This window comes from Gallibacter sp. Marseille-QA0791, assembly GCF_965119705.1.
GTDB lineage: Bacteria > Bacillota > Clostridia > Peptostreptococcales > Anaerovoracaceae > Lentihominibacter > Lentihominibacter excrementipullorum.
In genome coordinates this window covers 731,631-743,995 of the sequence record NZ_CBCPMH010000001.1, presented here as the reverse complement: position 1 = coordinate 743,995, position 12,365 = coordinate 731,631, and the positions used below count along the sequence as shown (strand labels likewise).

At 51.2% G+C, this 12,365-nt stretch carries 13 protein-coding genes; all 13 read left to right on the top strand.

Annotated elements, in window-relative coordinates; genetic code table 11:
• Positions 1 to 461: 461 nt before the first annotated feature.
• The 13 genes from ACQY69_RS03415 to ACQY69_RS03355 all read left to right on the top strand — a co-directional run bounded on the left by ACQY69_RS03415 (position 462) and on the right by ACQY69_RS03355 (position 12,356).
• Complete coding sequence (locus ACQY69_RS03415) at positions 462 to 1,343, top strand: NAD(P)H-hydrate dehydratase (protein WP_428258622.1); 882 nt, start codon at positions 462 to 464, stop codon at positions 1,341 to 1,343.
• Between the two features lie 101 nt (positions 1,344 to 1,444).
• Complete coding sequence (locus ACQY69_RS03410) at positions 1,445 to 1,804, top strand: type II toxin-antitoxin system PemK/MazF family toxin (RefSeq protein ID WP_428258621.1); 360 nt, start codon at positions 1,445 to 1,447, stop codon at positions 1,802 to 1,804.
• Between the two features lie 63 nt (positions 1,805 to 1,867).
• Complete coding sequence (locus ACQY69_RS03405) at positions 1,868 to 2,248, top strand: VOC family protein (RefSeq protein WP_428258619.1); 381 nt, start codon at positions 1,868 to 1,870, stop codon at positions 2,246 to 2,248.
• 94 nt (positions 2,249 to 2,342) lie between these two features.
• Positions 2,343 to 3,161, top strand: a complete 819-nt coding sequence (locus ACQY69_RS03400; RefSeq protein WP_428258617.1) for a transketolase — start codon at positions 2,343 to 2,345, stop codon at positions 3,159 to 3,161.
• Positions 3,161 to 4,090 carry a transketolase family protein gene (locus ACQY69_RS03395; protein ID WP_428258616.1) on the top strand — a complete coding sequence of 310 codons (930 nt, stop codon included), beginning with the start codon at positions 3,161 to 3,163 and terminating at the stop codon, positions 4,088 to 4,090. Before ACQY69_RS03400 ends, ACQY69_RS03395 begins: the two co-directional genes overlap by 1 nt.
• Before the next feature lie 76 nt (positions 4,091 to 4,166).
• A complete protein-coding gene (locus ACQY69_RS03390; protein ID WP_428258614.1) occupies positions 4,167 to 4,646 on the top strand; it encodes a protease complex subunit PrcB family protein in 480 nt (159 codons plus the stop codon).
• Positions 4,647 to 4,790: 144 nt separating this feature from the next.
• On the top strand, positions 4,791 to 5,564 hold the full coding sequence (gene ftsE / locus ACQY69_RS03385; RefSeq protein WP_428258613.1) for a cell division ATP-binding protein FtsE: 774 nt from the start codon (positions 4,791 to 4,793) through the stop codon (positions 5,562 to 5,564).
• Positions 5,555 to 6,451 carry a permease-like cell division protein FtsX gene (gene ftsX / locus ACQY69_RS03380; protein WP_428258611.1) on the top strand — a complete coding sequence of 299 codons (897 nt, stop codon included), beginning with the start codon at positions 5,555 to 5,557 and terminating at the stop codon, positions 6,449 to 6,451. The genes ftsE and ftsX overlap by 10 nt, the downstream gene beginning before the upstream one ends.
• 29 nt (positions 6,452 to 6,480) lie before the next feature.
• Complete coding sequence (locus ACQY69_RS03375) at positions 6,481 to 7,524, top strand: murein hydrolase activator EnvC family protein (protein WP_428258609.1); 1,044 nt, start codon at positions 6,481 to 6,483, stop codon at positions 7,522 to 7,524.
• Positions 7,525 to 7,598: 74 nt separating this feature from the next.
• Complete coding sequence (locus ACQY69_RS03370; RefSeq protein WP_428258608.1) at positions 7,599 to 8,783, top strand: murein hydrolase activator EnvC family protein; 1,185 nt, start codon at positions 7,599 to 7,601, stop codon at positions 8,781 to 8,783.
• A gap of 35 nt (positions 8,784 to 8,818) precedes the next feature.
• Positions 8,819 to 10,444, top strand: a complete 1,626-nt coding sequence (recJ, locus tag ACQY69_RS03365; RefSeq protein ID WP_428258606.1) for a single-stranded-DNA-specific exonuclease RecJ — start codon at positions 8,819 to 8,821, stop codon at positions 10,442 to 10,444.
• The gene (locus ACQY69_RS03360) at positions 10,444 to 11,610 is read left to right on the top strand and encodes a S41 family peptidase (RefSeq protein WP_428258604.1); all 1,167 of its coding nucleotides are present in this window, start codon (positions 10,444 to 10,446) and stop codon (positions 11,608 to 11,610) included. The genes recJ and ACQY69_RS03360 overlap by 1 nt, the downstream gene beginning before the upstream one ends.
• 413 nt (positions 11,611 to 12,023) lie before the next feature.
• Positions 12,024 to 12,356, top strand: coding sequence for a YerC/YecD family TrpR-related protein (locus ACQY69_RS03355; RefSeq protein ID WP_428258602.1), 333 nt, complete (start codon positions 12,024 to 12,026; stop codon positions 12,354 to 12,356).
• The last annotated feature ends 9 nt before the right edge of the window (positions 12,357 to 12,365 follow it).

The window sequence follows — 12,365 nt, the reverse complement described above, 5'->3', positions numbered from 1 at the left end:
TTGTTCACATCTCTGTGAACAAGGGGATTGTTTTACCTTGTGCCTATGTTTTGACCCTTACTGAAATGGCAAGGGCTGCGATAAAAACGGGCAATTTTTCGAGGCTCCGACAGACAGAATATCGCAGAACCCCTTTGCTGATCTGACTTGCGATATTATTTTCCTAAAAAATGGTAAAATAGTATCGCGGATGATGATTTTATGTTGAGTGGCGATATTTCGATTGGGGAAAAGGCGGTAAAACCGGTGGATTTTATCGCGAGTTGTGATTTTGAGCGGGGTCGCGATATTCTGAACCCGCGGGAGGCTGACCGCCGTGCCGTTACGGGAAAGGATGAGAAGGAGCGGAGATTTTTCACCGGATGTTTTCTTTGAAACAGCCCGCTGGTATGGTATAATGAGTTGCGTAATGGGATGGCGCGGGCGGAATGGCGCGCCTGGCAGGGGGTAATGGAAAAATCATGGAAAATGCAGGTTTAATCACGTTTGAATATGTCAATACTGTAATCAAGGAAAGGCCCAGAGAAATACATAAGGGTCAGTGCGGACGTGTCCTCATCCTGGCGGGAAGCGTAGGAATGGCAGGGGCTGCGGTGCTTTCGGCCAGGGGAGCGCTGAAGTCGGGGGCCGGTCTGGTGAAGGTGGCGCTGCCGCCGGAGCTGTTTACGATAGTCCAGACTGCGGTGCCTCAGGCTACGTGCGTCAGCGCTGCTGATATGAGTGTTTCCGAGGAGTTTTCCCCACGGTCTCTCGATATTTACGGAGCGATAGCTGCGGGGCCGGGAATGGGAGTTGATGAGAAGAGTTATCTGCTGATAAGACGAATACTTAACGATTACGACGGGCCTGTAGTCCTTGATGCCGACGGACTGAATTCCTTCTGCAGGTTCGACGAAGGTCTGACGACTATAAAGGAAAGGAAAAGTCCGACTGTGCTGACGCCTCATCCGGGTGAGGCGGACAGGCTGCTGGCGGCTCTGGGAGAGAGGGACGTGAAGACGCTGGGACGGGTGTACGCCGCAGAGATCCTGGCGAAGAGACTTTCATCCATCGTCCTGTTGAAGGGCTCGGGGACGCTGGTGACCTTCGAGGGCAGAGGCACATATATTAATACCACAGGCAATCCGGGAATGGCGACGGGCGGCAGCGGAGATGTGCTTACCGGAGTCATCGCAGCCATCGCGGCTTCCGGAGTGGATGCCTTCGATGCTGCCAAGACGGGCGCTTTCATCCACGGCATGGCCGGCGATATCGCCGAGAAACGCCAGGGCCAGTGGGGGATGACTTCTGTCGATATAGAGGAAGCGCTGCCGGCAGCTTTCAAGAAAATAGTAGGAAGATGATGCCGCGCGGAGGCGTTCGGGCTGCGCGAGACATGCAGACCAGGCAAGTCGAGCGAGCTACGTGAGCTGTGCGGCGGTGATCATATAGGAGTGTGAGGACTTTGAGTATCAGGAAGGGAGATCTTTACTTCGCTGATCTAAGTCCGGTAATGGGCTCCGAGCAGGGCGGCGTAAGGCCGGTCCTGGTTGTACAGAACGATGTGGGGAACAAGTACAGCCCGACAATAATAGTGGCGGCCATCACATCGAGACAGAACAAGGCCGATCTTCCGACCCATGTGGCCATAGCGGCGGGCGGAAACGGCTTATCGAAGGATTCAACAGTATTGCTGGAACAACTCAGAACCATAGACAAGAAAAGACTCAAGGAAAGAATCGGAACGATCGACAAGACCCGATTACCGGAAGTGGATGAGGCCCTCAGCATAAGTCTGGGGATAGACGAAAATTCATTTTTCTGATGTAAAGAAGGGGCTGGGCATTCAGCCCCTTTACATATATGTTTTGATGGAAGGGAGGAAAGCATGAAAGTCAGTGTACAGTATTCTACGATGATAGTGAAGGATATGGAGAAGTCTGTCGAGTTTTACAGGGACATCCTTGGATTCAGGGAAAGCTATCACGTTGATACTCCCGACGGAGGATCCATAACTATCATGAAAAGCGACGGCGGCGCCAGCGTGGAACTCATCGAGAATGAGCGCTACGATGTGGGGCTCTATTCTGTCGGGACTGATGTGGATGATCTGGATGAAATGATAAGGACGCTGCGGGAGCACGGATATGAGCCCACAGGCCCGGCGGTAGCTACTACCGTTGGGAGGATGGCCTTTGTTTTGGATCCATCGGGAGTGAGGATATGTCTTATCGAACATTCAGATGAATATAAGGAAAAATATATGTGAGGAACGGACAGGCGGAAGCAGCGCGTGACAACGGTACGCGGGCCGCATGGTCCTGTTGGATCGAAGTTATAGTATATATGGAGTGGAGGAAGCAATGGAGTTAAAAGCTTTGGAGCAGAAGGCCAGAGAGGTCAGGACAGGGATAATAGAGGCCATACATAATGCCGGATCAGGACATCCGGGTGGTTCTCTTTCGGCGGCTGATATCGTGACGGCCCTTTATTTCGATGAGATGAACGTGGATCCGAAAGATCCCGAGATGGAGGGCAGGGACAAGCTCATACTTTCCAAAGGACATGCCGGACCGGCCCAGTACGTGGCCCTGGCAGTCAGAGGGTATTTTCCGATGGAGGATGTGATGACACTGAGAAAGCTGGGATCTAAGTTCCAGGGACATCCTGACATGCACAAGGTACCGGGCATCGAGATGTCCACAGGTTCCCTGGGTCAGGGATTCTCGGCGGCAGGTGGCATGGCGATGGCAAACAAGCTGAACGGTGATGCCGGCAGGATATACGTGCTGCTGGGAGACGGGGAATTGCAGGAAGGTATCGTGTGGGAAGCAGCCATGTCGGCGACCCATTACAAGCTGGACAACCTGGTGGGTATCGTCGATCACAACGGCCTGCAGATAGACGGAAAGAATGAGGATGTCATGTCCATCATGCCTGTGGCGGAGAAGTTCGAGGCTTTCGGCTGGAACGTGCTGCAGATAGACGGTCACGACTTCGGACAGATACTGGACGCTTTCAAGAAGGCCAGGGACTGCAAGGGAAGGCCGACCATGATAATCGCTGAGACAGTCAAGGGCAAGGGCGTGTCCTTCATGGAAAACAACGCCGGGTGGCACGGCAAAGCCCCTGACGATGAGCAGACGGAGCAGGCATTGAAAGAATTGGGAGGTGCGATATAATGGCAGATAAAATGGCTACGAGAGAGGCTTACGGAAAGACCCTCATAGAGCTGGGAAAGACACATCCGGAGCTGGTCGTCATGGACGCGGATCTTTCCGGTTCCACTAAGACGGCGGGATTCGCCAAGGCATATCCCGACAGGTTCTTCAACATGGGTATCGCCGAGCAGAACATGTATGGCGCAGCGGCAGGACTGGCCCTTTCGGGAAAGACGGTCTGTGCCAGCACCTTCGCCATGTTCGCGGCAGGCAGGGCTTTTGAGATAATAAGGAATTCCATAGGATATACGAGAGCCAACGTGAAGATCTGCGCCACCCATGCGGGGATAACCGTAGGGGAGGACGGCGCCAGCCACCAGACATTCGAGGACATAGCGCTCATGAGGACCATCCCCGGCATGACGGTGATAAACCCGTCCGACGGAGTCTCTGCTGCCAGACTGCTGACTCAGGCCGTGGAAATGGACGGCCCGTGCTATATCAGGCTGGGGCGTGCCGCAGTGCCTGTTTTCTATGGTGATGACGACGAGATAATCCTCGGCAGGGCCAACACCGTCAGAGACGGAAAAGACGTGACAGTCATCGCTACCGGGATAATGGTCAGCGATGCGGTCGAAGCTGCCGGAAGGCTGGCGGAGGAAGGTATAGATGTCAGGGTAATAGACATACATACTGTGAAGCCGCTGGACGAGGAGACCATCATCAGGGCTGCTCAGGAGACAAAGGCCATCGTCACAGCCGAGGAACATTCCGTCATAGGCGGACTGGGAAGCGCCGTGGCAGAAGTGGTGGTGAAGAACGCGCCGGTGAAGATGGCCATGGTGGGCCAGCATGATACCTACGGAGAGTCGGGCAAGCCTGACGAACTGAGAAAGAAGTACGGTATGACGGCGGCTGATATCGTGGCGGCTGTAAAGTCGGTGCTTTGATGGAACAATAGAGTCATAAACTCCTTTTTCCGTAATAGATTCTAAATAGAAGATCACGGAGAAAGGAGTTTTTGTTTTGAAAAAATTCGGTTTCAACATGAATAAGGATGAAAAGACACGGGGCGCCAGAAAAATAATGGTGCTGGCAGCTTTTGCGGTGGTAGCGGCAGGTATCGCCATTGGCACCGTCAGCATGCTGAGCGGCGATGATCCGGTGAAATTCAGTCAAGTCGGCGATGAGGAAATGCCGGAGACCATCACTGCCGATATAATCCCTGAATACAGGACGCTGGAAAGAGCTTTGGCCTGTGCAGTGGATAATGATATCTATGTGATAGTAACAAGAGGAGAGAAGCCTACGTCGGGGTTCAATGTGTCCATAGACAGGATGGCATTAGAGGAGAAAAACGGGAAGGAAAATCTCATCGTCTACGCGCTCTTTGAAGATCCGGAGAAGGAGACCGCGATATCACAGATAATAACTTATCCTGTACAGGTGGTGAAGACTGATCTCAAGGCTCTTCCGGACACGATAGAGCTTCGCATCCAGTATTGACACCGCTTTCACAAAACCTTCACCAAAATGCGCCAAAGTTAAATAACAGAAGGCATATTTCCCCATAAAATATTGAAAAAGAGCCATGGCTATAGTAAAATCATAATGTATGTTTTGCGATATCAAGGGGGACAAAAACAACATATGATTGTATTCAACAATGTTACGAAATATTATAAGTCCAATGTGGGGATAGAAAAGGTCTCCGTCAGGATAAACAAAGGGGATTTCGTATTTCTCGTAGGACCCAGCGGAGCGGGGAAGTCGACTTTTATCAAGCTGATATTGAAGGAGATAGACGCCGATTCCGGAAGCATCAAGGTCAGAGGAAACGAGATAACCACCCTTTCCAACAGACAGGTGCCTAAGCTGAGGAGGAACATCGGCATAGTTTTCCAGGATTTCAGACTCCTGCCGAAAAAGACTGTGTATGAGAATGTGGCCTTTGCGATGGAAATAATACATCAGCCAAAGAAGATCATAAAGAAATACGTGCCACAGGTGCTGAGCATGGTAGGAATAGCCTCAAAGGCGGACAAGTACCCCGATGAGCTTTCAGCGGGCGAGCAGCAGAGAGTGGCCATTGCCAGGGCTATAGTCAACAAGCCAAGGATACTGATAGCTGACGAGCCTACGGGAAACCTGGATCCCGATACGGCATGGGAGATAATGCAGCTTCTGGATCAGATAAATATGCGTGGGACGACCATACTGATGGTGACCCACGCCAAGGATATAGTAGACAAGATGGGAAAACGCGTTATAGCCATAGAAAAAGGCCGTATCGTCAGAGATGAGTTCGGTGCTTACGGATATGAGGAGGCGCTGGCCGACATGGAAATGACCGACGATACGATACAGAGCAAGCGTACGTTCCGCTCCAGATTCAGGAGAGGAGGCGATGACACTTGGTTATAAAACGGTTTTTCTACACGCTGAAGCAGGCTTTCAAGCAGGTGCTGAGGAACAGAGCAATGACTGTGGCATCCATATTCGCCATCACGGCCATGCTGCTGATACTGAGCCTGTTCTTCATCCTGGTGATAAACGTCAATACTGCGGCGCAGTCGATACAGCAGGATTACGACTCTATCGAGATATATCTGGCTGACGAGACGACAGAGGAGCAGGCCAATGAGATAATCGCCGATATAGAGCAGGAAAATGGCGTTCAGGAGGCTTACTACAAGACGAAAGAAGAGGCTATGGAGGAATTCAGGACCCGGTGGGGGGAAAACGGATACCTTCTCGACAGCCTTCAGGAGAACCCGCTGCCAAACTCGGTAGTGGTGATGATAGATGACCTGGAGCAGGCAGAGAGCATCGCCGAAAAGGCTGCTACCTATGACGGTATAGAAGATGTACAGTTTTATAAGGATACGGTGGACAAGCTGCTGAGCGCCACCAGGTATATCCAGATAGCTGCCATAATCGTTATGGTATTCCTGATAATAGTTTCTATCGTCGTTGTGTCCAACACCATCAAGCTTACGGTATTCAACAGGGCCAGCGAGATAAGCATAATGAAATATGTAGGCGCCACCAACTGGTTCATAAGAGGACCGTTTCTGGCGGAGGGAATAATAATAGGCATAATATCAGCCGGTATCTCGATTGGGCTTTCGGCGCTGGTATACGATAAGATAATCGACGTGGTGGGGAACCAGTTGCTGTCGGTGATGTCGATGCCTATGGTCCCTGTAGGATTCCTGGTCTATAACTTCGTATGGATATTCCTGGCTCTCGGCATAAGCATCGGGGCCTGCGGAAGTATCATATCCATGAGAAAGTTCCTGGACGCGTAGTAACCGAAAGAATATGGAGGTATCAGGATTTGAAAAGGAAGAAGACTATCATAACTGTGGCGGCAGCTCTTGCCGTGACATTGGGTGTCACTACGGTGACGGCGTCAGCCGCGTCACTGAGCGAACTGAGAGATCAGATAAGCGAAAAGCAGAGTGAGCTGGAAGAAGGCAGGGAACGGGAAGAGAGTCTCAGCTCACAGCTCAACGAACTGGAGCAGGCAATATCCGAAAACGAGGACAAGCTGGCAGTACTGGAGGATGAGCTGGTTCAGGCCGAGAAAGAGGTGGAGACTCAGACTGAGAATCTCAACAGCAGGCTGAGGGCCATGTATAAAAACGGTACGGTGGGATTCATCGATGTCCTGCTGGATTCCGGAAGCTTCTCCGAATTCCTCAACAACCTGGATATGGTAGAGCTGATATACTCCAGCGACAGGGAGGTGCTCAGCGATCTGGAAACTGCTTATGACGAGGTGGAGAAGAAAAAAGAAGAGGTGGAGACCCTCCAGGCCGAACTCAATAAGTCCAAAGAAGTGGTAGAGGCGGAAAAGGCTGAGATAGCCGCCTCCAACGAAGAAACTGAAAAGATGATAGATGAGCTGCAGGCCGACGCCGATAAGCTGACGCAGGAGCTGGCCAGTCAGGGAAGCTCCAGCAGCGACTCTACATATCTGGGAGGTCAGATGGCATGGCCGTTGCCTAGCGTGGGACTGAGCAACATCACATCTTATTTCGGATACAGGATCCATCCTATATATGGTTACAGTAAGTACCATACAGGGCTCGATATAGGAGCGTCTTCGGGAAGCTCTATCGTAGCGGCAAATGGCGGGACCGTTTATTCTGCGGGATGGAACGGAGGATACGGACTATGCGTTATCATCGACCACGGCGGTGGAGTGATGACGCTGTATGGTCACTGCTCTGCTCTTTATGTCAGCGCGGGACAGACAGTATCGCGTGGCGAGACTATAGCGGCGGTGGGCAGCACGGGCAACTCCACGGGGCCGCACCTTCACTTTGAAGTGCGTCTCAACGGCTCCTATGTGGATCCATATCCATATGTGACCTAAACAGGGAAATGAAAAGAGCAGGATAACAAGTTCATGACGGAGAGGATTTTCTACAAGTTTGGGGAGAAGATACAGTGAAGAGAAAGCGAATAGTTATCATAATGGCGGTGCTGATGGCAGCGATGATGTGTATGGAGACATCACTGGTCAGCGCGGCGTCGCTCAGTGAGATAAGGCAGGAAATAAAGGAGAAAGAAGCGCAGCTGTCGGAAGGCAGGAGCAAGGAGGGAAGCCTGGCTTCTCAAATGCTGGAGATGGAAGAAAGCATCGAAAGTATGCAGAGCAGTATCGATCAGCTGGATTCAGCCATAACTGAAGGGGAGGCTCAGCTGAAGACCCTGGAAGGCGAGCTGGAAGAAGCTCAGGCAAAGGTCAGCGTCCAGAATGAAAATCTGGGAAGCAGGCTGAGGATCATGTACAAGAACGGGACTGTGGGATTCATCGATGTCTTGTTGGATTCCGGCAGCTTTTCCGAATTTCTCAATAATTTGAACATGGTAGAGATGATATATTCCAGCGATAAGGAAGTCCTTAACGGGCTGGAAAAGGCATATGATGAGATAGACGCGAAGAAAAAGGAAGTAGAGACGCTCCAGGCGGAGCTCAACAAATCCAAGTCTGTAGCGGAGGAGCAGAAGGCTCAGCTGGAGAAGAGCAGGGCTACGGTGACGGCACAGAAGGAAGAGATCGCCTCCTCCAATGAGGAGACGGAAGCCATGCTGAACGCGCTGAAGGCTGATGCGGAAGCCATGGCTCAGAACGCGATACAAAACGGAAGTTCCAGCAGCGATTCCACATATGTGGGAGATGACGACCCCAGCAGTTCCAGTGACGACAGCTCCGGAGGCTCCGGCAGCCTTGGCGGATCTATGGCATGGCCTGTTCCCAGCGTGGGAACAAGTAATATCACCTCTATCTTCGGATGGAGGACACACCCTATTTTCGGTGTAGGCCGAGGACATACGGGCGTGGATATCGGAGCGCCTTCGGGAGTGCCGGTAGTGGCGGCAAATTCAGGGAGAGTCATATATGCCGGATGGTACGGAGGATACGGATACTGTGTCCAGATAGACCACGGTGGCGGAGTAGTGACATTGTACGGCCATAACTCCAGGCTCAATGTGAGTGTCGGACAGAGCGTATCACGAGGTCAGACTATAGCATATATCGGTTCTACAGGATATTCGACGGGGCCTCACTGCCATTTCGAGGTGATGATAGACGGCGTTCGTCAGGATCCGCTGGATTACATACTGTAAAAAAGACGACAGGAAGGGCGGAACAGAAACAGCAAATGAAGACAGCGAGAGAGATAACAGAGAGGATCCTTCGGGAGAGAGGGATAGTTTCACAGGAAGATATCTCCGAGTTCCTGTCTGACCGGCCTCAGAGGACATACGATCCATTCCTGCTTCTGAACATGGAAGCGGGAGTGGATTTATTGTTATCGGAGGCGGAAGCGGGACATCGGATATGCATATATGGTGATTATGATGCCGATGGAGTCACGTCCATATGCGTGTTGTCGCGTATCCTGAGCATGCTTACCGATAACTTTACATATTATATCCCATCAAGGTTTGACGAAGGCTATGGCCTCAACATGGACGCAATAGCGGAGATAAGGAGAGCCGGTACAGACCTGCTCGTCACAGTAGACTGCGGCAGCGTTTCTTATGACGAGGTGGAATACGCCAAGGCGCTGGGGATGAAGGTGATAGTGACCGATCATCACAATGTGGAGGATGTGAAAGCCGATTGCATACTGATAAATCCAAAACAGCCAGGCTGCGGCTATCCTTTCAAGGAGCTGGCAGGCTGTGGGGTCGCTTTCAAGATGGTGCAGGCCATATGCCGCCGCAAGGGTTTTCCAAAGAGCGTCATCAACGATGTTCTGGATATGACGGCCATCGGCACGGTGGGCGATATAGTGTCCCTCATAGACGAAAACAGGACTATAGTCAAGTATGGTCTGGACAGGATAAACAAAGGAAGACGAAAATCGCTGAAGATGCTGACAGAGGCCATATCGCTGAAGACAGTGACATCGGAAAGCATCGCCTTCGGTATAGCGCCTCATATCAACGCGGCAGGAAGGATGGCCAGCGCCCGGGAGGCGGCGGAGCTTTTCCTTTCCGATGACAGCTGTTTAATGGAAGAACGGGTGAAAAGACTGGTTGCCCTCAACAGCAAGCGAAAGAAAGCTCAGGAAGAAGCGTATAGCAGGTGTATGGAAATGGTCACGGGAGACGAAAGGTTCATTGTTTTGCGTACAGAGGATATCCATGAAGGGATCGCGGGAATAGTCGCAGGCAAGATAAAGGATACGGAGAACAGACCTGTCATCATCGTGACTCCTTCGGGAGAAGGCTGTCTCAAGGGGACGGGAAGAAGTATAGAGAATGTGGATATCTTCGCGCTGCTGAAGAAGCACGATGAGCTTTTCCTGAGATTCGGAGGCCACAGGAGCGCTTGTGGGTTCCTGATGAAAGAGGAAAATCTGCCGCAGCTCAGACGAGTATTGGATGAAGAGATAAGATTGCTGGAGGAGGCGGATCCTTATTTCATGGAAAGGGACATCTCATGGGAGGCTGAACTGGCTCCCGCGGAGGTGACTGTAGAGCTGGCCAGAGAGCTGGAACGGCTGCAGCCCTTCGGTAAGGATAATCCCAGACCTCTTTTCATGATGGATGGAGTGATATTGCAGCAGGTGAGATTTATGGGAGAAGGAGAAACTCATGCGGCTTTCAAAGCAGTTGACGCAGACGGCCGGATGGCCGAGTGCATATTGTTCAGGAAAGCGCAGGAAGAAAAGGAGGCTCTTACGTCGGGAAGATCTGTGGATCTGGTGGGGACGGTCAGCCTCAAGGAGTGGATGGGACGCGAGAGCGCACAGTTTATTGTCGAGGAGATAATGTGATGGAGATAAAAAAGAAAAGACTGGTGATATATGTGGTGGCGGCCTTTCTGGCCGGGGCGGCGGTGACAGGCGGAGCGTGCGCTGCTGTATTCAACGGGGCTCTGGGATATGTGAAGGTTTCAAAGAGCCAGTACGACGACATGTCTGAAGTCTATGAGCGATACGGCAAACTGGATCAACTGTATGACACAATAACCAGCTCGTTTTACAAAGAGGTGGACGAGGACGCCATGATGGAAGGAGCGTACAAGGGTCTGGTAGCGGGACTCAATGACCCGTACTCTTCGTATATGACGGCTGAGGAATATGAGACGTGGGTCGCCACTGCCACGGGAGAATATTCGGGCGTAGGGATAACTTTCACTCAGGACGAGGACGGCAACTTCGTGGTAGTATCAGTGACAGATGATTCCCCTGCGGCGGACGCGGGCATCAGGGAAGGTGATATCATCAAGACGGTAGACGGACAGGAGTACAGCGATCTGGATGTCATCGGCAACGCCATCAGAGGTGAAGAAGGCTCCGAGATAGAGATAACATATATACGAGACGGTGAAGAAAAAAGCGTGACCATGACAAGGGAGAAGATAACTCAGCACAGCGTGGAACACAGGATGCTTGACGGCAACATCGGGTATATAAGCATAAGCTCCTTTATAGAGACCACCGGCGAAGACTTTTCCCAGGCGCTCAAGGAGCTGGAGGAAGATGGGGCACAGGGCCTGGTGCTGGATCTGAGGGATAATGGCGGCGGACTGGTAGACGCGTGTGTCCAGGTGGCCGATGAATTTCTGGACGAAGGTGTAGTCGTATACGTGGAGGACAGAGACGGCAACAGGACGGATTACGATGCCAAGGACGGCAAAACGGATCTGAAGACCGTGGTACTGGTCAACGAGAACAGCGCCAGCGCTTCTGAGATATTGGCTGCAGCCCTTCAGGACAACGGTTTTGAGATAGTGGGACAGACGACTTACGGTAAAGGTGTCATACAGTCCACAGCTCAGCTGGAGGATGGTTCAGCGCTGAAGTTGACTATCATGCAGTACTTTTCACCGGATGGCAACGCCATAAACGAGAAGGGCGTGACTCCTGATCATCAGGTAGCCAACGAGGAAAATTCCGGCGAGGATGCGCAGCTGGATGAAGCACTGAGTCTGTTTTAACGATTTCCTGTTTTCTGACTTTCCGTTTTTCGATTTTTTAGCTACATTTTGTTTTTTTCGCTAAATGTAGTTAAAAATTTCAACGATTGTGGAGTCTATTTCAGCTGGATACTTGCTCATGCGTCATAAAACTTTGATTTTGCGCTGTACTGAAAAGGTCAAGTATATTCAAGCCTATTGGATTTTACCTACATTTCTCATTTTTTTGGAAATGTAGGTATTTTTATTCTTTCGTCTGCCGAACATACTGCGGAAGGAATGAAACTCCGCGCTTCAAAGCCGGTTGACTGGTTATCCGGCAGATGATATAATTTACATGTAATTACAGCACCCGATCCGGACCTTTGATATCACGCCTTGCAGGGCACAGATGGAGTCCGGATGCGGGGTATTATGGGCGAAAGGAGTATTGCATGGCGTACGATTCCAAGTTCAAGAGGGATGATATAGACGAGCTTTTCAAGGCGATACTGCTGCTGGAGAACGAAGAGGACTGCTATAGATTCTTTGAGGATATATGTACGATAAATGAGATACACTCCATAGCGCAGAGGCTTCAGGTGGCCAGACTTCTTTCGGAGGACAAGACTTACAGCGAGATCGAGAGCATCACCAAGGCATCTACGGCTACTATAAGCAGGATAAACAAGTGCCTCGTGTATGGAGCCGACGGATACAGAAGGATAATCGAGAGGCTCAGAGAAAGTGAAGCCGACGGTGAGGAGCACGGGAAAGCCGATAAGTGAGAGAGCGTT

Bases quoted from the DNA above. Each gene is read 5' to 3' on its own strand.
- ACQY69_RS03415 (WP_428258622.1), top strand. From the start codon at position 462: ATGGAAAATGCAGGTTTAATCACGTTTGAATATGTCAATACTGTAATC.
- ACQY69_RS03405 (WP_428258619.1), top strand. From the start codon at position 1,868: ATGAAAGTCAGTGTACAGTATTCTACGATGATAGTGAAGGATATGGAG.
- ACQY69_RS03400 (WP_428258617.1), top strand. From the start codon at position 2,343: ATGGAGTTAAAAGCTTTGGAGCAGAAGGCCAGAGAGGTCAGGACAGGG.
- ACQY69_RS03395 (WP_428258616.1), top strand. From the start codon at position 3,161: ATGGCAGATAAAATGGCTACGAGAGAGGCTTACGGAAAGACCCTCATA.
- ftsE (WP_428258613.1), top strand. From the start codon at position 4,791: ATGATTGTATTCAACAATGTTACGAAATATTATAAGTCCAATGTGGGG.
- recJ (WP_428258606.1), top strand. From the start codon at position 8,819: ATGAAGACAGCGAGAGAGATAACAGAGAGGATCCTTCGGGAGAGAGGG.
- ACQY69_RS03360 (WP_428258604.1), top strand. From the start codon at position 10,444: ATGGAGATAAAAAAGAAAAGACTGGTGATATATGTGGTGGCGGCCTTT.
- ACQY69_RS03355 (WP_428258602.1), top strand. From the start codon at position 12,024: ATGGCGTACGATTCCAAGTTCAAGAGGGATGATATAGACGAGCTTTTC.